Origin of the sequence: Clostridium sp. SM-530-WT-3G (genome assembly GCF_012843905.1) — a bacterium.
GTDB lineage: Bacteria > Bacillota > Clostridia > Clostridiales > Clostridiaceae > Clostridium.
Map to the genome: position 1 here is coordinate 35,527 of NZ_JABAGC010000017.1, position 23,021 is coordinate 58,547.

20 protein-coding genes and 1 riboswitch are annotated in these 23,021 nt (G+C 28.8%); of the genes, 9 read left to right on the top strand and 11 right to left on the bottom strand.

Features of this window, described 5'->3' with window-relative positions; genetic code table 11:
- Positions 1 to 34 precede the first annotated feature (34 nt).
- From HF850_RS08090 to hflX, 7 genes are all read right to left on the bottom strand, one after another.
- Positions 35 to 787: an A24 family peptidase gene (locus HF850_RS08090; protein WP_169104947.1), complete on the bottom strand. Its 753-nt coding sequence runs from the start codon at positions 785 to 787 to the stop codon at positions 35 to 37.
- Positions 788 to 1,389: 602 nt separating this feature from the next.
- Positions 1,390 to 1,728 (bottom strand): hypothetical protein, encoded by a 339-nt coding sequence (locus HF850_RS08095; RefSeq protein ID WP_169104948.1) that lies wholly within the window; start codon positions 1,726 to 1,728, stop codon positions 1,390 to 1,392.
- Between the two features lie 605 nt (positions 1,729 to 2,333).
- The gene (locus HF850_RS08100) at positions 2,334 to 3,074 is read right to left on the bottom strand and encodes a YebC/PmpR family DNA-binding transcriptional regulator (protein WP_169104949.1); all 741 of its coding nucleotides are present in this window, start codon (positions 3,072 to 3,074) and stop codon (positions 2,334 to 2,336) included.
- A 193-nt stretch (positions 3,075 to 3,267) separates the two neighbouring features.
- Positions 3,268 to 3,915 carry a YigZ family protein gene (locus HF850_RS08105; RefSeq protein WP_169104950.1) on the bottom strand — a complete coding sequence of 216 codons (648 nt, stop codon included), beginning with the start codon at positions 3,913 to 3,915 and terminating at the stop codon, positions 3,268 to 3,270.
- Between the two features lie 64 nt (positions 3,916 to 3,979).
- Positions 3,980 to 5,410 carry a PLP-dependent aminotransferase family protein gene (locus HF850_RS08110; protein ID WP_169104966.1) on the bottom strand — a complete coding sequence of 477 codons (1,431 nt, stop codon included), beginning with the start codon at positions 5,408 to 5,410 and terminating at the stop codon, positions 3,980 to 3,982.
- A 12-nt stretch (positions 5,411 to 5,422) separates the two neighbouring features.
- Positions 5,423 to 6,316 carry a nucleotidyltransferase domain-containing protein gene (locus tag HF850_RS08115; protein ID WP_169104951.1) on the bottom strand — a complete coding sequence of 298 codons (894 nt, stop codon included), beginning with the start codon at positions 6,314 to 6,316 and terminating at the stop codon, positions 5,423 to 5,425.
- A gap of 69 nt (positions 6,317 to 6,385) precedes the next feature.
- Positions 6,386 to 8,182: a GTPase HflX gene (gene hflX / locus HF850_RS08120; protein WP_169104952.1), complete on the bottom strand. Its 1,797-nt coding sequence runs from the start codon at positions 8,180 to 8,182 to the stop codon at positions 6,386 to 6,388.
- Positions 8,183 to 8,380: 198 nt separating this feature from the next.
- Here hflX and hpt point away from each other — a divergent pair, with 198 nt between their 5' ends.
- The gene (gene hpt, locus HF850_RS08125) at positions 8,381 to 8,905 is read left to right on the top strand and encodes a hypoxanthine phosphoribosyltransferase (protein WP_169104953.1); all 525 of its coding nucleotides are present in this window, start codon (positions 8,381 to 8,383) and stop codon (positions 8,903 to 8,905) included.
- A 309-nt stretch (positions 8,906 to 9,214) separates the two neighbouring features.
- Here the strand turns inward: hpt and yunB are convergent, their stop codons facing one another.
- Complete coding sequence (yunB, locus tag HF850_RS08130; RefSeq protein ID WP_169104954.1) at positions 9,215 to 9,859, bottom strand: sporulation protein YunB; 645 nt, start codon at positions 9,857 to 9,859, stop codon at positions 9,215 to 9,217.
- Between the two features lie 105 nt (positions 9,860 to 9,964).
- Here yunB and HF850_RS08135 point away from each other — a divergent pair, with 105 nt between their 5' ends.
- Positions 9,965 to 12,532 (top strand): PBP1A family penicillin-binding protein, encoded by a 2,568-nt coding sequence (locus HF850_RS08135; RefSeq protein WP_169104955.1) that lies wholly within the window; start codon positions 9,965 to 9,967, stop codon positions 12,530 to 12,532.
- A gap of 318 nt (positions 12,533 to 12,850) precedes the next feature.
- On the top strand, positions 12,851 to 14,251 hold the full coding sequence (locus HF850_RS08140; protein ID WP_169104967.1) for an alanine/glycine:cation symporter family protein: 1,401 nt from the start codon (positions 12,851 to 12,853) through the stop codon (positions 14,249 to 14,251).
- 129 nt (positions 14,252 to 14,380) lie between these two features.
- Here HF850_RS08140 and HF850_RS08145 read toward each other — a convergent pair whose 3' ends face one another.
- Positions 14,381 to 15,229 carry a YcdB/YcdC domain-containing protein gene (locus HF850_RS08145; RefSeq protein WP_169104956.1) on the bottom strand — a complete coding sequence of 283 codons (849 nt, stop codon included), beginning with the start codon at positions 15,227 to 15,229 and terminating at the stop codon, positions 14,381 to 14,383.
- Between the two features lie 268 nt (positions 15,230 to 15,497).
- Between HF850_RS08145 and HF850_RS08150 the strand changes: the two genes are divergently transcribed.
- The 5 genes from HF850_RS08150 (at position 15,498) to HF850_RS08170 (ending at position 19,860) form a co-directional block, all read left to right on the top strand.
- Positions 15,498 to 16,037, top strand: coding sequence for an XRE family transcriptional regulator (locus tag HF850_RS08150; protein ID WP_169104957.1), 540 nt, complete (start codon positions 15,498 to 15,500; stop codon positions 16,035 to 16,037).
- Positions 16,038 to 16,059: 22 nt separating this feature from the next.
- Positions 16,060 to 17,112: a spermidine/putrescine ABC transporter ATP-binding protein gene (gene potA, locus HF850_RS08155; protein ID WP_169104958.1), complete on the top strand. Its 1,053-nt coding sequence runs from the start codon at positions 16,060 to 16,062 to the stop codon at positions 17,110 to 17,112.
- Positions 17,102 to 17,947: an ABC transporter permease gene (locus HF850_RS08160; protein WP_169104959.1), complete on the top strand. Its 846-nt coding sequence runs from the start codon at positions 17,102 to 17,104 to the stop codon at positions 17,945 to 17,947. The genes potA and HF850_RS08160 overlap by 11 nt, the downstream gene beginning before the upstream one ends.
- Entirely contained in the window at positions 17,941 to 18,723 is a 783-nt protein-coding gene (locus HF850_RS08165; protein WP_169104960.1) for an ABC transporter permease, read from the top strand. The genes HF850_RS08160 and HF850_RS08165 overlap by 7 nt, the downstream gene beginning before the upstream one ends.
- A 69-nt stretch (positions 18,724 to 18,792) precedes the next feature.
- A complete protein-coding gene (locus tag HF850_RS08170; protein ID WP_169104961.1) occupies positions 18,793 to 19,860 on the top strand; it encodes a spermidine/putrescine ABC transporter substrate-binding protein in 1,068 nt (355 codons plus the stop codon).
- A 47-nt stretch (positions 19,861 to 19,907) separates the two neighbouring features.
- Here HF850_RS08170 and ndk read toward each other — a convergent pair whose 3' ends face one another.
- Positions 19,908 to 20,318 carry a nucleoside-diphosphate kinase gene (gene ndk / locus HF850_RS08175; protein ID WP_169104962.1) on the bottom strand — a complete coding sequence of 137 codons (411 nt, stop codon included), beginning with the start codon at positions 20,316 to 20,318 and terminating at the stop codon, positions 19,908 to 19,910.
- Positions 20,319 to 20,650: 332 nt separating this feature from the next.
- Between ndk and HF850_RS08180 the strand changes: the two genes are divergently transcribed.
- The gene (locus tag HF850_RS08180) at positions 20,651 to 20,923 is read left to right on the top strand and encodes an acylphosphatase (RefSeq protein WP_169104963.1); all 273 of its coding nucleotides are present in this window, start codon (positions 20,651 to 20,653) and stop codon (positions 20,921 to 20,923) included.
- A 92-nt stretch (positions 20,924 to 21,015) separates the two neighbouring features.
- Here HF850_RS08180 and HF850_RS08185 read toward each other — a convergent pair whose 3' ends face one another.
- Positions 21,016 to 22,455 carry a sodium:alanine symporter family protein gene (locus HF850_RS08185; protein ID WP_169104964.1) on the bottom strand — a complete coding sequence of 480 codons (1,440 nt, stop codon included), beginning with the start codon at positions 22,453 to 22,455 and terminating at the stop codon, positions 21,016 to 21,018.
- A 153-nt stretch (positions 22,456 to 22,608) separates the two neighbouring features.
- Positions 22,609 to 22,774: riboswitch (glycine riboswitch) on the bottom strand.
- Positions 22,775 to 23,021: the final 247 nt, after the last annotated feature.

Here is a 23,021-nt window from a genome sequence, read left to right on the forward strand (position 1 = left end):
CCTCCTCTTATTTCTATGTTTTTTAGATTTAGCATCAATAAAAGACACTCAAATACGCATTTACTATTTCGTTTCCATAAAGCATTGATATCATAGTTCCTATAGCTATAAATGGTCCAAATGCTATTCTATCTTTAGCACTTTTTATTTTTAATAAAAGAATTATTATTGCTACAATTCCTCCTATAATTATTCCTAAAAATAGCGCTAGTAAAATCCCTTTAAGCCCTAAAAACAGGCCACAAACTCCAGCTATTTCAATATCTCCTTCACCCATTCCTCTTGTAACAAACACTATTATTCCTATTATTAATGCTCCAGCTATTCCTCCAAAAATAAAACTTAAAGCTTCTTCTTTAAGGATAAACTGATGTATTACTAAAAATACTATTCCTACTGCTGCTCCAAATATTGTTGTTGAAGTATATACATCCTGTGTATCAAAATCAATCATAGAAATCACAATTAATAAAGACGCAAGAATAAAATATTTTAAAGTAAGAATACTAAATCCATATTTATAATAAATAATCAAATAAAATGCTGCATTTAATAATTCAATTAAGGGATATCTTATAGATATTTTTTCTTTACAATATCTACACTTGCCTTTTAAAAATATATAACTCAATACTGGTACTAAATCTAAAATACCTAACTTGTGTTGACAGCTTGTACAATGTGATGATGGAAAACAAATAGATTGTTCTTCAGGTATTCTAAATATACAAACATTTAAAAAACTTCCTATGATGACCCCTATTATTACAATAAACAAATAATCCACTTTATAGTTCCTTTCAATATAATTAAAATTTATTTTTCAATAAATTATCATTTTTTATCTTTAATACCATTTTAATAACTTTTTTTGAGTTTTTCAATACTTTTCTATTTTTTTATTATATTAACTTTATATTTTTTTAATTATTTTCATCATTTTATTGATTTTTTTCAATTTAAGTAAAAAATTTGAAAATAATTATTTTTAATAAGAATAATTATTTACATAACTGATAAAAAAGACACTTTTTATCTTTATCCAAAAATAAAAAGTGTCTGTAAAATTTTACACACATCAATATAAATAACAAAATTCATATATCAAATATTATTATTTTTAATTATATTTTACAAAATTCGCTTCTCATTCAGATTTTTAGGCTTTAATACAATAATAATTATTGCAACTATACTACCTAATGATACCCATTAATATAATTCCACAATTATTGTTTATATAAGTGATACTAAAATATTCTTAGAAATTATACTATAGAAAATTAAGCATATTTACATAAGATATACTTAATACAATTTTAATCATTAAAATCATAAAAAAACTCTCAATCATACCCTAAAGTACAATCAAGAATTATTATTAAAAATTTATACAGCTTGTTCAATTTCTCTTAATCTTGCTAATGATTTTATGAATGAATTTTTATATTTTTCATAATGCTCTTTATCTTTAGCATTTATAATAGTTTCATATATGTTTCTATTTCTACAGCCAATACAGTCTAAATAATCTAAAAATACATAACTCACTTCACTTAAACTATATTGTATTTCTTGGTTTAATATATCTCTTATAATTATTATCTTACCTGTTTCATCAGCTCCAATATAACTTATATATTCTCCGTTTATAAGTTCATTATTAACAATAACTTCTTTAAGTATATCAATTGATTCTTGAACATATCCCCTAATTGTTTTATTCATAGTTTCCTCCCTGATATGTAGTTAAATTTTTATAATGCTCTCTTTATTTGTTCATTATATCAAAAAGTAAATAAACCCATTGGTCATTTTTTGTCGAAAAAATATACTTTCCCCTTATTAATTTAACTCCAGAATTCTAGTTTAATTTTGTTTTTTGAGAATACATTCTATTTATTTTTCACTTCATTCCATTTCAATTTAATATCTATGTAGAAAATCCATTTTTTCTCATCTTTTATCAAAAAATAATCGATTAAAGTAGAAAAATCACTATATTTTTATTTATCCATATATTTAATTTTATTATATTTATGTTATATTTTTACTTATAATTTGTATATTTTTAGCATATAGAGATTAAATTCAATTAAATTATTACAATTTTATTTACTCTATAATTACAAGAAACTTTATATTAATAATGCACTAATTAAATAGAATAAAAAATAAGAAGTATCTTCTATATAAAATACAAAAAATACTTCTTAAAAATTTAATATACATATATCGAAATCAACTGAATTGCATGTATATCTTTATTAATATTATCTCTTCACAAATTTCCTTAAGATCTATAATCCACTGATTTATCCAGTCTAATGAGATTATTCTTCCCATCCTTCTGGGAATTCAGCGTTGTGGTAAACTTCTTGAACATCATCATCATCGTCAAGTAAGTCTAACATCTTTTGGAACTTCTTAGCGTCTTCTTCATTTATTGCAGTGTATGTATCTGGAATCATTTTAACTGCTGCTTCTAAGAATTCTATTCCGTTTGCTTCTAAAGCTTCTCTTACTGTTCCAAAATCTTCTGGAGCTGTAGTTACTACAAATACTTCTTCTTCATCACTGTTGAAGTCTTCAGCACCTGCATCTAAAGCCATCATCATCATTTCGTCTTCATCATGACCTTCTTTTTCTATAACAAGTTCACCTTTTTCTTGGAACATGAAGCTTACGCATCCTTGAGTACCCATGTTTCCGCCACCTTTAGTGAACGCACTTCTTACATTACCTGCTGATCTATTTTTATTATCTGTAAGTGTTTCAACAATTACAGCAACTCCACTTGGGCCATATCCTTCATATACTATTGAATCGTAGTTTACTGAATTCATATCTCCTTCAGCTTTTTTAATAGCTCTAGTTATATTATCATTAGGCATGTTTGCAGCCTTTGCTTTTGCTATAACATCTCTAAGTTTTGAATTATTTTCAGGGTTTGGTCCACCTTCTTTTATAGCTATAGCCATTTCTTTACCTATTTTAGTAAAGATTTTTCCTCTTTTTGCATCAGCTTTACCTTTTTTTGCTTGAATATTATGCCACTTTGAGTGTCCTGACATTTGTTTTCCTCCTTACTTATTACTATATAAATCTAACTAATTTAACAGAAGTAATTTATATATAATTATTAATTTTATCTTTAAATATCATAGATACAAAAATTCAACAAAAATTATACCACATTTTGTTTTAAATCACAATGAAACCTATTATTAATGCCCATTATCTGATTTTTCATTTTTTATATTATATTTAAACTGAACTATACAGTCTATGTTCTTCCTTAAAATATATTCCCTCTTCGCTTCTTCTAACAATAACTTTTCCACTTGTGGCTTCAACTATTTCTCCTTCAATAGTATCAGCCTGAGATTCTTCACATAATATATGAATAATTACCTTATCTGTATATTCAGTGTCTTCTATATGCCACATATTTTGTCCACAAAGATATTGTATTTTCCCAAACAAATCATAATCTATTTCAAAGCTAAGTTTAAGTCCTTGAACCTTTTCTACAATACCTCCTGCTTTAAGAGCAATACTTGCCCCCTTTGTATAAGCTCTTGTAAGTCCTCCTGCACCTAAAAGAATTCCTCCAAAATATCTTGTAACAACAACAGCACAATCTGTTATATTACTTTTCTTCATTACTTCTAATATCGGAATTCCCGCAGTACCTTGTGGCTCTCCATCATCTGAATATCTTTGAATATTCATCTTTTCTCCAATTACATATGCCCAGCAGTTATGTCTTGCCTGCTTATGCATACTCTTAATTTCATTTACAAATTCTTTTGCTTCCTCTTCATTTTCAACTCTTTTAGCATAGCCTATAAATTCCGACTTCTTTTCTTCGAATCTGTCCTCGCCTCTATTTCTTATTGTAATGTATGACATTAACACACTCCCCTTATTCAGTTGATAGTTAAAACTATACCACATTATTATATTAATTTTAGTCTTATTTCAATTCACTAACTACTGACTGTTTTAATATTTCTTCTTTTAAGATTTTCATTCCTCTTATTATTTTATCATCATTAGTTTGATAAAATGCAAGCCTGAATGCATCTTGTCCGTTACTCTCTTTTGTAAAAAGCATTGCTCCTGGAGTTATATATACTCCTTTTTTCTTAAGTGCCCTAAATAAATTTTTAGTATTTATATTCTTATCATTTAATATCACATAAAAATTAAGTCCACCCTTTGGATCCATATATGAAGCAATATCTTTAAAGTCATTATCTAGAATTTCTTTCATAAGTGTATATCTTTTTCTGTATTCATCATTAAGTACTTTTATATTCTCTCTCCACTTTCCCTCTTGAATATACATTTGAAGAGATCTTTGCATAAGACTAGATGTAGTTATATCTGTATTATGCTTTGAACTTTGAATACTTTCCCTATAGCATTCTGGTGCTATCATATATCCAAGTCTTATTCCTGGAAGGAATATCTTCGAAAAACTTTTTATATAAATAACTCTATCATTTGTATCTAGCCACTTAAAAGGAATATATTCCATTGAATTCTCATAAATAAGTTCCGACAAATAATCATCTTCTATTATATAAAAATCATAAATTTCTGCTAATTCTAATATCCTTTTTTTCTTTTCTATACTGTAGCTCACTCCTGTAGGATATTGAAAATAACTCATAGTATAAAAACATCTTATATCATTTTTTTGAAGTATTTTTTCAAATTTATCTAAATCTACTCCATCATGTTCTATAGGTACTTCAAATAAATTTACTTTTCTCCATTTAAAAACTGATAATGCCCCTACATACGTAGGCTTCTCTACTATAACATTATCATTGACACCAAGTATACCCTTAGCTGTTATATCTATTCCCTGCTGAGCACCTGAAACAATAATTATATCTTCTTCATTTATTTTATTACGCCAAAACACATCATTTATTGTTGTAATAAGTTTAGCATATCCATTTCTATTATCTGAAATAAGAGCTTTTGCCCCATCTCTTTCTAATACTGAATTAATTATGTCCTTTAAATCATCTATGGGAAAGAGTATTTCTCCATTAGTTTCTCCAGTAAAATCAATTATTTTATCTAGCGATTCATTTTTTATACTTTTCAAACTCATACTATATTCTTTTCTGAATGTAAGTGATACATCTTTTCTTTTAGCATAACTTCCACTACCTATTTTCTGATATGCATATCCTTCTCTTTTAAGTTTATTATAAGCACTTACTATAGTTACATTATTTACCCCTAAATCTTTTGCAAGTGATCTTATGGATGGAAGCTTATCTCCATCTTTAATCTCTCTTTTATCAATTAATTTCTTAATGTATTCAGCAACCTGTATGTATTTTGGAGTTTCTTCTATAAATTTAAAATTTTCATAAAGACTAATAATAAACAACTCCTATCTACTATATACATTTTCACTTATAATATTTTCCTTTAGAGGTAGGTCTATTTTTCTTATATCTTTTTTAATAAGTTGATGACTATATAACTCTTTTAATATATCTTCTATTTTTATATTAAATTCATTAAATATTTCACCGTTTTTAATTTCATGTGAACTTAAAAAAGTGTTCTTTTCATTTAAATAATTAAGAAGTAATTTAGCTCCAACGCTTATATTTTCGTCTATATATTTTTCTATGTAATCTACTGTATTTTTAATTTCTTCATAATGACATCCATTTTGAAATAATGATTCTACTACATTATTAAAATCATTATTTAAATTCATAGCCATTTTCACAGCATCCTTACTTACAATATATGAATTTAAATTCAAATAAAATTTCGCAAAATTGTCTAATGCCCGTATTAATACTTCATAAGCTGTAAAAATTCTATCATTGTAAAGATATTTCTTAGTTACTTTTATACTTTTTATTAAATTGCCTAAGTATTGAAGATTCCATAATTCTATATAATTATTCATACTATACTTAGCTTCATCAAAAACTCTTTCAATTTCCTCATCTTTTGAATATATAAGCTTTGATGATATAAGCATATCTCTAATTAATCCTTTTTTACTATTTGTCTCATATGATTCTAAAAATTTTTCTTTACTTAGAACTTTCAAATGTACTGGAATATCTAATATTTCTGAATAAATATGTCTTACTTCATCAAACTCATCTTCATAAACTACAAAGGCATCTATATCAGAACCTTCCCAGATATCCCCATTCACTATACTTCCAAATACAAAAATAGCAAAAACCTTCTTATTTCTTTTTAGTGTATTCAGTAACTTCTCTGATGCTTTTTGATAATTTAATATTGTCTTTAACACTTTTTTAATTTCACCCCATTAAAACAGACAAGCAACAATTTATAATTGATGCCTGTCATGTATGCCTATCTATTTTTCACTTATTATATATTGAACAGTTTTATTGTAAGCTTCATCATCAACTTCAACTACCATATAAGTTCCATTATCTCTGTATTCTTCTTCAAATACTCTTCCATTTCTATGAAGGAATGATTGAACATCACCCTTTTCATAAGGAATTAAATACTCAACCTTTTTATAATTATAAGGAAGTTTCTCTTCTATTAATTCTAAGAATTCATCAAGATTTGTTCCTTCTTTTGCAGAAACTTCTATTATACTATGGCTGTCATCTAATGCTTCTCTTATTTTTAGAATCTGTTCTTCATAAGCCTTATCGATTTTATTTAACACTATTATAGTTTCTTTATCAATTGCTCCAAGTTCTGTTAAAACTTCATTTACTGCAATGTATTGTTCTACTGCAGTATCACTTGATGCATCTATAACATGACACAATAAATCTGAAAAAATAACTTCTTCTAGTGTAGATTTAAATGCTTCTACTAAATCATGTGGAAGTTTTCTTACAAATCCAACTGTATCAGTTAATGTTATTAGCCCTTTATTTTTTAATGTTATTGCTCTTGTTGTAGTATCTAATGTTGCAAAAAGCATATCTGCTTCAAAAACTTTTTCTTTAGTCTTATTTTCCTTTTTAGCTGCTAAATCACATAAAGCATTTCTAAGTGTTGATTTTCCTGCATTAGTATATCCTACTAATGATACTTTAGGGATATTTTCCTTGCTTCTCTTTTCTCTTTGAACTTCTCTTGTTTTCTTTATCTTTTTAAGTTCATTTCTTAAATCATAGATAGTCTCCATTATATGTCTTCTATCTGTTTCAAGCTTCTTTTCTCCTGGACCTCTTGTTCCTATACCACCACCTGTCCTAGAAAGTACAGTTCCAAGACCTTGAAGTCTGCTCAATCTATACTTTAACTGAGCAAGTTCTACTTGTATTTTAGCTTCTTTAGTTTTTGCTCTTGTTGCAAATATTTCAAGAATTAATGTTGTTCTATCTATTACTTTTGCACCTATTGCTGCTTCAAGATTCCTAACCTGAGACCCTGAAAGTTCATCATCAAAGATAATTACATTTGCCCTTTCAACCTGTCTCATATTTGCTATTTCTAAAACTTTTCCTCTTCCTATATAAAAAGCAGCATCTATTTTGTTTCTGCTTTGGAACACAGTTTTTAATACTGGTATATTACATGCTTCTGTAAGTTCCTTTAGCTCTTCTAAACTTTCTTTTGTGTCAGAACCTACTAATATAGCTTTTTCCTCTAAATCTTCAATAACATCATTAGTCTTTATTAAATTTTCAATGAATCTTATTTTATCTAATATGTCTATAGACATTATTTCTTCAACTGAAAGATTACTCTTTTCATCAGTTTCTAATTTATTATTATATAATGTAAGCATTCCTAGAGAAAAATCAATTATTTTTCCGTCTATTACTGCAACAGATACTATAGAATCAAGTTTTAATTTTAGTAATGCAGTAAGATCTAATGCTGAAAGGTTACAGTAGCCGTTTGGATGAGTGTGAATAACCCTTACTCCTGCTAGTCTCTTTTCTTCAATATTAATTACTGGCACTTCAACAGAAGTAGAATCTCCAATTGCAACTGAAGTAACACTTCCCTTTCTGTTTATTCCAACACTTATTTCTCTTTCTATAAGACTAGATATTCTCGAAATAATATCTAAAATTTCCATACTACAGATTTCATCTTTTAAAGTTTTAATTGAATAAATTTCCTCTAATTCTTCAATTATCGACTTTTTTATCCCTTCGACATTTCCATGTATCATTAAATCACCTCATATAAGCTATCTTGACAACTTTCATATAATTTTATACTATTAATTCATTAATTACAACATAATTGAAGCACAATTTATTGGATACAATCACGAATTTTGTATTTAAAAGCCAGAATTTAAGTGGTTTAACCACCTAATAATAAACAAATAATAATACTAAAATAAATTAAAAGGAGTTTTTACAATATGGAAGATAAGAAACGTAATATTCTTTTCTCTAAAGAACAAATTGATTCAAGAATACAAGAATTAGGAAAAACTATAGCTGAAGATTATAAAGGAAAAAACCTTTATGTTTTATCATTATTAAGAGGAAGCTTTGTATATGCTGCAGATTTAGTTAGAGCTATAGATTTAAATGTTAAAGTTGGATTCATGACTACTTCAAGTTACGGTCATAGCGAAACATCTTCAGGAACTGTTAAAGTAGTAAATGATATTCCAGATAATATTGAAGGATGGGACGTTCTTATTGTTGACGATATTGTTGATACAGGAATAACTATGGATTTTGTTGTTAATCATATTCAAAAATTAAAACCTGCATCAATAAAGACTTGCGTTCTTCTTGACAAACCATCAAGAAGAAAGGTTGAAATAAAACCAGACTACTGCTGTTTTGAAATTGAAGATATATTTGTAGTAGGCTACGGATTAAATTACGGTGATTTCTACAGAAACGTTCCTTACGTATTTAACTGGGAAAACTAATTTCACCAAATATAAAATATAAAAAGTGCTGATTTTAGATGTGTATTTTTCAATATTCTAAAATCAGCTTTTTGCTTGTAATAATTATAAATAAGTCAAATTACGTGACACACCAAATTTTAATTTGGTGTGAATCGCTTAAGTAAGACTCTAAATTTCACATTTAGATAGCCGAACTTACTCTGTGAGTACTCAGTGAACGAATGTGAATCGAGTTTCCTAAGCAGAGAACCCAAATTTTAATTTGGTGTGAATCGCTTACTCAGTGAACGAATGTAAATCGAGTTTCCTTATTATAGTAATTATTTCTCACTTTTCTCCAAATCCAATAGTAGTGTTTGGTATTTTTCCAACAATTATTGTATCAGATACTGGAATTTGAGTTGTTACATCTATATCATCATTATTCATAGGAAGCTTAAGCCTTACTTTTGCAGAAATATTTAAGTATACCTTATGCCTTGTTTGATTTATTCCTGCACTTTCAAATTTTGATTCATAGCTTGTTGCTATATTTCCTACTGGTTGAATATTGACTTTTATACTTGGGCCTAGATTGTAAAATATACTTCTGTCACTCATCCACCCAAGCGGAACTTTTATAGTTGCATTATCCATATCTTTAAATGCATTATTACAATTCGTAGATAATTCTGCAGCAATATTATTCAGTTTTGATGTATCAGCCTGAATCAAAATTATATTTCCTTCACTATCCTTTTCTATTTTGACCATTTCATCATATTTAAAGTCATCATTTAAAATCTTAATACTTTCTTCATTAATTATATTAAGTGTCTGTGAATTTGCCATTATTTCTGCAATTTTGATAACAGCCGGCATAACCTTCCTATCAAAAAATATTAAGATAATATTAAATATAAAAAATATTACTATAATAACTAATATAAAAATCAGATATTTATGGCTTTTACGCTTTGTATAATATTCCATTTACAACACCTTTATATTGAGTTATTCATTTACTCATACTATAATTATGCTATAATAATATAAAATATTATCAAAACACAAAAACCTTATAGTTAGGAGGATAAGATGGCAGTTAATAATGGAAGGAAAACAAATAGTGTTCCTCGCAATAGTGTTAAAAAGAAACCAAAACCTAAACAGGGCAAGAAAGTTTTTAAGGGTATATGCTATGGATTACTATTTTGTTTTCTAGCAATTTTCGTAGTTGCTGCAGGATATGTCTTTGCTATAATAAAAACTACACCTCCACTTGATGTAAATGCTGTATTATCACTTAATCAACCATCTAGTCTCTATGATAAAGATGGAGCATTTATGGATAATCTGCATACTGATGAAGTAAGATATGTTATCGACTCTAGTAAGATGCCGGCAACATTAAAAAATGCATTTGTATCAATTGAAGATGAACGTTTTTATTCGCACAAAGGTGTTGATGTTCAAAGAGTAGTTGGTGCCGCTTTGCTAGATGCAAAGAAAATTTTAACAGGAAAAAAAGGGCTACATGGTGCATCTACATTAACTCAACAGCTACTAAAAAACACTATCTTAACAAATGACGTATCTATAGAAAGAAAAGTAAAAGAGATGTATCTCGCTATAAATTTAGAAAAGCGATTAACCAAGGATCAAATTTTAACAGCTTACTTAAACACAATACCATTGGGTGGTAATGTTTACGGTGTTGAAGCTGCTTCCCTTTTATATTTTAGCAAAAGTACATCTGATTTATCTTTAATAGAATGTGCATATTTAGCGGGTATAACTCAGGCGCCAAGCTACTATAGCGCTTATAATACAAATAACGTAAAAGATCCTACTCCATATATAAATAGAACTCTTACTGTACTTGGTAAAATGTATGAAGAACAATATATTACTGAAGCTGAGTACACAAAGGCAGTTAATGATGTAAAAAATGGAGGCTTAGTATTTAAACCAAGCAAACAGGATTATAAATTGAATTATGAATGGTTTGTATACCCAGCTGTATCACAAGTAAAAGAAGATTTAAAAGAAAAATATCACTATTCTGATGATGAAGTTTCAAAATTAATGGTAAATGGTGGTTTAAAAATCTATACTACTATGGATAGAGAACTTCAAGATTATACTCAAGAAACATTAAATAACTACAAGAATTTAAGTATAAGCAATAAAGAAACTTATGATAATGATGGTGTTCCTTTACTTCAAGCTTCTGCTACAATTGTAGATTATAGAGATGGTAAAGTTCTAGCTATGGTTGGGGGAAGAGGTAATCAACAGCCTCAGTCAACAAATAGAGCATACAATGACTTACGACCAATTGGGTCTACAACAAAACCACTTACTGTATATGGCCCTGCATTAGAAGAAGGGGTTATAACAGCAGCTACTGCATTTGATGATGCACCATTAGTTGATAACAAATTGGATAATGGTAAGACTTACAATCCAAAGAACTCTCCAGATGAATATGCTGGACTTCTTACTGCAAGAGAAGCATTAAAATACTCAAAAAATACTGTTTCTGTTCAAATAGAAGATGCACTTGGATTAGAAACTGGAGTATCATATGGTGAAAAGCTTGGCTTAAAATATAATTCTCATTCTAAATCATCCATTGCTTCTTTAGCTCTTGGTCAGTTTAATAATGATCCAAGTGATAGAGATGGTGGAAACACATATATTTTAGCTGGAGCTTTTGGAACATTTGGTAACGATGGTGTTTATAGAAAGCCTATGCTTTATACAAAAGTTGTAGATGCAACTGGAAAAACACTTTTAGATAATTCAAATCCAAAGGAAACTGACGTATTTTCAGAGGAAACAGCATATATCATGTACGATATGTTAAAAGGACCTATTTCATATAATGCTGGTGCTGCTAAATGGGGAGAAATGCCCGTAGCAGGTAAAACTGGTACTACAACTGATTCTACAGATTTATGGTTTGCTGGATTAACTCCTTATCTTTCAGGTTCTGTATGGATTGGTTATGATACTCCAACAAAACTATCCGGCGGTTCAAGCGGATGTGCTAAACTTTGGGGAATAATCATGAAAAAAGCTCATGAAAAATTAGCAGTTAAAGAAATTGAAGAACCTAGTGGAATTGTTAAAGTTAATGTATGTCAGGATTCTGGTGATCTTCCTACTCCTGGATGTTATAGTGATTCAAGAGGAAGCCGTGTTATTGAAGAGATGTTTGCTGAAGGTACTCAACCTACAGAAGGATGCAATACTCATGTATGGGCTAATGTAAATATATTTAACCATAAACTTGCAACACGAAATACTCCTAGTTTCTTAACTAGAAAGCAAGTATTTATAGAAAAAGAGCATCCAAATCCTGTAACAGCAGACTATAATGTAGTATTACCTTCTGGATATGATTCTTCTAATAATACATCATATAATCATTCGCAACATAATACTAATTCTTCTAATAATACAGAAGATAACAATTCTGACAATAATAGCAACAGTGGTCATTCTGTAGGAGGAACAGATAATAATAATTCTAACACTACTAATAATACTTCTCCTGCACCTACTCCACCTGCTAATAGAAACAATATTGCTGGTACTATACCTGCTCCAGATACTAACAATCATAATAATACAGGTATAACACCTTATAGAAATTAAGATATAAGACGAAGAATTGCTTCTTAAACAGAAGTAATCTTCGTCTTATTTATTTTACCCTGAATACAAAAACTTCTTTTTTGAATAAACACTGCAATTATTCCTGCATTTTTAAAGCCACCTTATAATTCCTTTAAGATTTTTAGCCGATATATAACTCTTATATTTAAATCTACAATCAAAATTATGAATATTTTTTTTTAAAATCTTGCATATTTTACATTTGTATTATAAAATATAATTAATTCAATTTTCGGCAAAAGATTTTGCTTCACTTAGATTTTAGGAGGATTGGTTATGACAACACTGAGTAATTTAATGGAATTTTTAAATAGTTCAATCACAAAATTCAATGATTTCTTATGGACTTACGTATTAATTGCACCATTAATAATTCTTGGAATATACTTTTCTTATAAAACTGGTTTTGTTCAATTTAGATTTATAAAAGAAATGTTCAGACTATTAGGTAATGGAGCAACTGGCAAAAAAGAAAAAGGCTCTGTTTCATCATTCCAAGCATTCTGTATAAGTACTGCTTCAAGAGTAGGGACAGGTAATCTTGCTGGTATTGCAATTGCAATTTCAATAGGTGGGCCTGGAGCTATATTCTGGATGTGGCTTATGGCATTAATAGGTGCTGCTTCAAGCTTCGTCGAATCAACATTAGCTCAAATTTACAAGCAATCGGATGGAAATGGTGCTTATGTTGGAGGACCTGCATATTATATGGACAAGGCTTTAAATATGAAGTGGATGGGTGTAATATTCTCTATCCTAATAACAATATGCTTTGGATTAGTATTTAACTCTGTACAATCAAATACAATTTCTCTAGCATTAAATGAAGCTTTTGGTATAAATCAATTTTTAGTTGGTGCTGTACTTACAATAATAACTATATTTATTATTTTCGGTGGAATACATAGAATTGCTAAAGTTTCAGAAATTATAGTACCTATTATGGCTACTTTATACATATTAATTTCTTTATTCGTAGTATTCAAAAACATAAATCATGTTCCAGGCTTAATTCTTACTATAGTTGAAAATGCTTTTGGTGTTAAACAAGCTATAGGAGGTGGAATTGGTGGTGCCCTTCTTATAGGAATAAAAAGAGGATTATTTTCTAATGAAGCAGGTATGGGAAGTGCTCCTAATGCAGCTGCAACTGCAAATGTATCACATCCTGTTAAACAAGGATTAATTCAAACTTTAGGTGTATTTACAGATACTATAATAATATGTAGCTGTACTGCTTTTATAATCTTATTATCAGATATAGACTTATCAAGTGGTTTAACTGGAATTCAATTAACACAAAACGCTTTAAGTTCTCAGATTGGAAGTTTCGGAAGTATATTTATTGCATTATGTGTACTACTATTTGCTTTTAGTTCTATAGTAGGAAATTATTATTATGGAGAAGCAAATATAGAATTTTTAACTAATAAGAAAATTTATTTAACTTTATATAGAGTATGTGTTGCTTTAATGGTTTTATTTGGAGCAACAGTAAGCATGGATATCGTTTGGAATTTAGCAGATATCTTTATGGCCTTAATGGCAATCACAAATCTAATTGCAATAGCTCTTTTAGGTAAATTTGCATTCAAAGCATTAGACGATTATAAAGCCCAAAAGAAAGCTGGAATAAAGGATCCAGTATTTAAGGCTTCTTCTATACCAGGTTTAGAAAATGTAACTGAATGGGATTAATTTCTCTAATAAAACTTATATAAAAAGGTGCAGCAAAATGCTGCACCTTTTTATAACCACTTTTAAATTCAACAAAAAATTACTCCATTTATGTAAACCCATACTAAACGCAATCACACAATTTAATTCCTAATTTGTCTTAACCTCTTTTTCAAATCCATTTTTTAATATATTAAATACAGTACCATTGTCAGCATTCACAAATATCTTCCAAGAAATTTTCTTTCCATCAGAATCATTTCCTTCTACTGTAATCATATAGCATAGTTCCTGAACATTATCCGATGCTTTTTCAATCTTATTTGCACAATAAACAAGTTGAATATTATCAGATACTATCCCATCTCCATTATATGACTCAAATGTTTCTAATGCTTTTTGTTTAGCTTCATCTTCATTTATATTTATTAGTGGTTCTTTTTCTGTTGTTCTTATAGCCATATTAGAATATCCATCCATATATCCACTTTCCTTATTTATATTTACCTTTATTTCATCAAAATAAAAAGAATACCCATACTTCTCTTTGGTAAATACAAATGAATAATACGGAAGGTCTTCCTCATTCTTAACACTTTTTAATGTTATGTCCCCACCATAAATATTTTGAAGATATTTTTCAGCCATAGCTTGAGCTTCTTCTATTCCAACCCTTGTTATATTAGGCTGAGAATCTTTCTTTGCAAATCCTATTACATCGTTTTCTTTGTCTAAATCTATTCCATAATATTGAGTTACTACTGTCGAATAAGTAAGTTCAGTTTTATTATTTGCCGACTTAACTTTCTCATACTTTATATCTGATAAATCAATATCCGTATTCACTGCATTAATTGAATATAATTTTTCAATGAATTCTTTAGATTTTCGAACATCATCAACTCCAGGCCCTAAAAATTTATATGCTGATATACCTGATACAACTAACAATACAATCAGTAATGTAGTCACTTTAAAGTCAATATTTTTTACACTCATAAACTAGCTCCTTATATTTTTTATTCCCCTTATTTATTATATCATATCTTCTTTAATTATTTATAAAATTATAATTATAACTTATTTGTAAATATATTCCTCGCAAAAATCATATTATTTTAGCATAATTATCATATTGTACTCTTTAATTGAAAAAATATATTGATTTTTCTATACAAAATATATATAATTATCCTTGTTTGTTTAGTAATCTTAAACTTATGGTTTAGTAAAAGTGATTATTATAAATTGATTAGTAGGTGAAATTATGCAAATAGGGGAAAAAATTCGAGTACTCCGAATGGAAAAACAATTAACTCAAGAGGAGCTTGCCAATAGATGTGAATTATCAAAAGGATTTATTTCTCAAGTAGAAAATGACTTGACTTCTCCATCCATTGCTACTCTAATTGACATCCTTGAAATATTGGGGACTAACCTTCCTGATTTCTTCAGTGATTCAAAAGAAGAAAAAGTAACATATACTAAAGATGACATGTTTGAAAAAGATGATGACGAGTTAAAATATTCTTTAATGTGGCTTATTCCTAATGCTCAAAAGAATGAAATGGAACCCATCATGATTACACTTCAACCTGGCGGACAGTATATTGAGGAAGAACCTCATGAGGGTGAAGAATTTGGCTATGTTCTATCTGGAAGTATAATTCTTCACTTAGGAAAAAAGAAATATAAAGTAAAAAAAGGGGAAAGCTTTTATTATAAAGCTAAAGTAAACCATTATATTGCTAACGCCGGAAAAACACCAGCAAAAGTAATTTGGATCAGTACTCCCCCATCATTTTAAACAGTAGAAAGAGGTGTTTTTTATGAGTGAAAACATTATTGAACTAAAAAATATTACTAAAGCTTATGGTGATAATATAGTATTAGATAATTTATCTTTAAACATTAAGAAAAATGAATTTTTAACACTATTAGGACCAAGTGGATGTGGAAAAACCACAACATTAAAAATAATTGCAGGATTTGAAAATGCTGATTCAGGAAAGTTAATGTCTAAAAATGAAGATATTTCATCATTACCACCATATAAAAGACAGGTTAATACAGTATTCCAAAAATACGCCCTGTTTCCTCACATGAATATTTTTGACAATGTGGCATTCGGTTTAAAATTAAAAAAATTACCTAAAGACGAAATAAAAAGTAAAGTTGAAGAAATGCTAAAACTTGTCGCATTAAGTGGCTTTGGTAATAGATCAGTTGATTCTCTTAGTGGTGGTCAACAACAAAGAGTCGCTATTGCAAGAGCTTTAGTAAATAAACCTGAAATATTACTTCTTGATGAGCCACTTGCTGCTCTTGACTTAAAACTTAGAAAAGAAATGCAGATAGAACTTAAAAAAATTCAAAAAGAAGTTGGTATTACATTCGTATTTGTAACTCATGATCAAGAAGAGGCTCTTACTATGTCTGATACTATTGTAGTTATGAACAAAGGTGTAATTCAACAAATGGGAACACCTCAAGATATATACAATGAACCAGCTAATGCTTTTGTTGCTGATTTCATAGGAGAAAGCAATATTATAAGCGGTACAATGATAAAAGATTTTAAAGTTAATTTCTGTAATAGAGATTTTGAATGTGTTGATAAAGGCTTTAAAGAAAATGAACCTGTTGATATCGTAATAAGACCTGAAGATGTAACAATTGTAAGCAGTGATAAGGGAATGATAGAAGGTATTGTTACTTCTATTATATTTAAAGGAGTTCATTATGAAATAACTGTAAAAACTGAGTGTACTGAATTTATTATTCATAGTACTAAATCAGCTAATGTAAACAGCCATGTTGGATTAAATATATATCCAGAAGATATTCATATAATGAAAAAGAGTGATAACAATGAACAATAAGAAAAAAACATCAATAGCTGCATATCCATACTTTGCATGGAGCGCAATTTTCATAGTAATTCCCTTATTAATAGTTTTGTTTTTTAGTTTTACAGTTAAAACTGATTCAGGATATGTATTTTCATTAGAAAATTATCAAAGATTAATGGCTTCACAATATATAAGCATTTTTCTAAGGTCAGTATGGCTTGCACTTATTTCAACTGTTGCATGCTTAATAATAGGATATCCAATTGCATATATAATTTCTAAGATGAAACCTAGTAAAAGAAACTTTTTAATTATGCTTTTTATTCTTCCAATGTGGATGAATTTTCTTCTTAGAACTTACGCTTGGGTTCCAATACTAGGAAAAACAGGCCTTGTAAATACTTTCCTTGGCAAATTCGGAATTCAACCAATATGGTTTTTATATAATGATTTTGCAGTTCTTTTAGGTATGGTATATAATTTCCTACCATTTATGGTATTACCTTTATATACTACATTAATTAAAATGGACATTAATTTAGTTAATGCTGCTGCAGATTTAGGAGCAAATAGATTTCAAATCTTTAAAAAAGTAATATTACCACTTAGTATACCTGGAATATTTTCCGGTATAACAATGGTATTTATGCCAGCTGTATCAACATTCGTAATTTCAAGACTTCTTGGTGGCGGACAATACATGCTTTTAGGAAATCTTATTGAGCAACAATATACAACTATGGGAGATTGGAACTTCGGTTCTGCAATTTCAATATTCATGATGATTATAATATTAATCTTCATGGCAATATCATCTAAATTTGATGGAACATCTAAAACTGAAGGCGGTGGACAGTTATGGTAAATAAAATTGAAAATTTAATAAAAAGATGCTACTTGTTCATAATCTTCTTATTTTTATATATTCCTATATTTATACTTATAATTTTTTCATTTAATGAATCAAAGACTATGGGACATTGGACTGGATTTTCATTAAAATGGTATAAAGAATTATTTAGTAATGATAGACTTATTTCTGCTTTATACTATACTGTACTTATTGCAGTATTAGCTTCTGTAGTAGCTACTATAATAGGTACAATAAGTGCTCTTGCAATATCGCAAATGAACGGCAAAATGAAGGCTTTAATTTTAAATATTAATTATTTACCTGTATTAAATCCTGATATAGTTACTGGTATTGCACTTATGAGTTTATTTATCTTTTTAAACTTTAATTTTGGGTTTACAACAATGCTTTTAGCTCATATTACATTCGATATACCGTATGTAATACTTTCAGTACTCCCTAAAATAAGGCAGCTTCCTGAAAATACATTAGATGCCGCTGCTGATTTAGGTGCTACTCCACTATATACATTTTGGAAAGTTGTAATGCCACAAATTAAACCTGGTATATTTGCTGGTTTCCTAATGGCATTTACAATGTCTATTGATGATTTTGTAATCAGCTTCTTTACTACAGGTCCTGGTGTAACAAATCTTTCAATTGAAATATATTCAATGGCAAGACGTGGTATTAAACCTGAAATTAATGCCCTTTCAACTTTAATGTTTATAACAGTACTTGCATTATTATTAATAGTAAATAAAAAGCAAAAATTAGCAGATGAATAATTTTGTGCACAGAAAGTGATTATTTATGTTTCACATTCTGTGCTTAATTTAAAACTAGAGGTGAATAAATTGAAAAAATTCAAAACACTTGGAGCACTTGCTTTATCATCATTACTTACACTAAGCCTTTTTTCAGGATGTGGTAAGTCAGAAACTTCAACTAGTGACGATGTAGTTTATTTCTACAATTGTGGAGATTACATAGACGAAGATTTATTAACTAAATTTACTGAAGAAACTGGAATAAAAGTAGATTACTCTACTTATGACACAAATGAAATCATGTATCAAAAAGTAAAAAGTACGCCTGGAACCTATGACTTGGTAGTGCCATCAGATTACATGATTCAAAAAATGATAAAAGAAGATATGCTTGAAAAATTAGATTTTAATAATATTCCAAATTATAAATATATAAGTGAAGAATTTAAAAATCTAGAATATGACCCTGATAATGAATACTCTGTTCCATATATGTGGGGAACAATAGGAATAATTTATAATCCTGATATTGTCACAGACCCTGTTGATAGCTGGGATATACTTTGGAATACAAATTATGCCAATAAACAAGTTATAATGTTTGATTCTATGAGAGACAGTCTTGGTATAGCGCTTAAAAAATTAGGGTATTCTATGAATTCTACAGATCCAAATGAAATAGAAGCTGCAACACAAGCTCTGATTGAACAAAAAAGAACTATGGATCCTCTTTACTATGTTGATGAAGTTAAAGATAAAATGATAACAGAAGAAGCCGCAATAGCTCCTGTATGGTCTGGAGATGCAGCATATATAATGAGCGAAAATCCAAAATTAAAATTTGTCTTACCTAAAGAAGGTACAAATAAATGGTTTGATGCTATGGCAATTCCTAAAGGTGCAAAGCACAAAGAAAATGCTGAAAAACTTATAAACTTTTTATGCGATCCTGAAAATGCGCTTCAAAATGTTGAATATATTGAATACTCTACTCCAAATGAAGCAGCTTATGAAATGTTAGATGATGAAGTTAAAAACGATGAATCATTCTATCCACCACAAAGCATTCTTGATAAATGTGAAGTTTTTGTCGATCTTAATAAAGATTTAAGACTCTATGATGATGCATGGATGAAAGTAAAAACTTCAAGATAAAAAAAGATAGGTCAGATATTAATCTGCCTATCTTTTTTCTTTATTTATTATTTAAATTCTGGAAACCAAAGTTCAATTTCTCTTGCTGCACTTTCAGGGTCATCTGAAGCATGCACACAATTTTCAGTTTTACTTCTTGCATATTTATTTCTTATAGTTCCTGGTGCCGCATCATCAGGACTTGTAGCTCCATTGATAGCTCTTACTCTCTTAATAGCATCTTCTCCTTCAAGAATAATAGCGCATAAAGGACTTCTTGTTATATATGTTATAAGTTCTTCATAAAAGTCTTTTCCTTTGTGTTGAGAATAATGCTTTTCGGCTAGATCTCTTGTTGCAGTCATAAGCTTTAGAGCCTTAACTTTTAGCCCGTTATCCTCATAAACACTTATGATATTTCCTATTAAATTTCTTTCTACTCCATCTGGCTTTATTAATGCCATACTCTTTTCGATCATATTTTCACCCTACTTTCATGTAATTATTTCATATTTAAGTATTATTCCCATTACATGAGATATTATACTAAATTTTTTGATAATTATAAATACTTATATATACTATTCAAAGTGTAATTTCTATATTCCATTTGATTAATTGTATATATCATTTGAACTTTTATTTTACTTTCTTTAATCATATGCTTAATAATTTAATATATTTATAAATTTAATTCAATTTTTATCGTCTTAATAATTTGTAGTCATTATGATATAATAAATTTATACATTATAAATCATATAATTCACACTAAATTTCATACTTTATTGTTTTAGGAGTTCATAATAATATGGTTAGATATTCGATTATTGTTGATGGCAGAGTCCAAGGAGTTGGATTCAGATACTTTACACAAATGATGGCTATGAAATATAATTTAACTGGTTGGCACAAAAATTTATATAACGGAAAAGTTCAAATAGAAGTTCAGGGATTAAAAGAAAATCTTATTAATTTTATTAGTGCAATAAAAAAGGGAAATAACTTTTCAAGAATTGATAATATGGATTTAAACGAATTATCTGTTAAAGATGATGAAAAAAAATATCGCATTGCATACTAAAAGTCATTAAGAGTAACATCTTAATGACTTTTTATTTACCGTATAATTTTAACTACTATATTCTATATTTAAATATATTATCTTTTATAATTTTAATCTATAATAGCTCCTTCAATATTATTTATTCCACTTTCTAACTGTGAAAAATACTCTTCTGTTTCCTTTATAACAACTTTTCTAAGTCCTATAAGACCTACTAAGTTAGGGAATACCATACACCCATTTACTATATCTGCTATTGTAAATATTAAATCTAACGATAAGAAAGGTCCTATTGCTACAAGTACTATATATATAAGTTTATATGGCATTATAGATTTTGTTCCAAATAAATATTGCATACACTTTTCACCATAATAATTCCATCCAAGTATTGTTGTAAATGCAAAAAATACTAAACCTATATTAACTATATATTTACCCACTATAGCCATTGGAAGTCCTGCTTCAAATGCTGCCGATGTAAGTCCTGCACCTTCTATTGCTGCTCCAACTTCAAATACACCTGTAGTACCACTTGTAAGAACTATTACAAGACCTGTCATAGTACATATAATTATTGTATCAAAAAAAGTACCTGTCATAGAAATTAAACCTTGTTTAGCTGCTGAATTAGTTTTTGCTGCTGCAGCTGCTATTGGTGCACTACCAAGCCCAGATTCATTTGAAAACACTCCTCTTGCCACACCATTTCTTATTGCGACAGTTATTGCAGTTCCAGCAAGTGCTCCACCTACAGCTTCTGGATTAAACGCACTTTTTATAATTAATGCAACTGCTGCTGGTATTGCAGAAAAATTACAAATGAGTACTGTAACAGCACCAATAACATATGCTACTGCCATGAAAGGTACTACCTTTTCTGCAACCTTTGATATTCTCTTAATTCCACCTAAAGTAACAAGTGCAACAAGTAAAGTTATAACTATTGCTGTAGCTACCTTTGGAATATTAAAGTTAGATGCCGCTGCTGCTATTGAATTTACCTGACTAAAAGTGCCCATTCCAAAAAATGCCACCCCTACACCAAAGAAAGCAAATAATTTTGCAAGCCATTTTAGACCTAAACCATTTTGTATATAATACATAGGTCCACCACACATCTCGCCATTTTCGTCTATTACTCTATATTTTACTGCAAGTAAACCTTCCGCATATTTTGTAGCTATACCAAAGAATGCTGCAAACCACATCCATAACATTGCTCCTGGTCCACCTACTTTAATTGCTGTAGCCACACCAACTATGTTTCCTGTTCCTATTGTAGCTGAAAGCGCTGTACAAAGTGCTGCAAAACTTGACACATCTCCCTCTTCAGATGCCTCATCTTCTCTACTTTCTTTTCCAAATACATATTTAAGCGCTAAAGGTAATTTAAATATTTGTAATAATTTCAGTCTGATTGTTAAATAGATACCTGTACCTACCAATAAAATAAGTAATGGCGGTCCCCAGATAAACGAATCGATTGCTTCGAATACAGATTGGATAGCAGAAACATTATCCGCTAAAAATAAATTTGATAATTTCATAAAAAAATCCCCCTAACAAATACATTAATTACGGAGGAGAACAATTAATACAATATACAGCTATTTCGTTGAAAACTTTAAACTAAGAACTTTAATTCCTTATTTTTTTATATATTCTCAAAATTGTAAGCTTTCAATTATTAACCTCAATTGTCATTGTCCTCTGTCCTTTTACCTGAGAGTTTGAATTACTAAAATTAATCACTTATATTTTTAGACTTTTAATAAAAAATCATTCATAAAAAAATACAAAATATTTAACTTAGTAATCTTGCTCCTTCGGTGCTCATACATTATGAGTCTCTCCAGAGGCCCGTCCAGCAGTGGTCCTTTTACCTGAAAGATTTAACCTCTTCGGTGTTCCACTATAAAAATATAGTTTCATCTCTCCCACTACCTTCATCCGAACTTTTTATATATTTTTTAATTTTATGTTATGTTTTAAATTATATAATCATTCTTTATCAAAATCAAGAATGATTAATTTTTTTCAGCTTTAAAGAGTAAATTTATTTATATGTTTAAAATCTTCTTAATTTCAGCTTTAATTTTTCAGAAAATTAAGA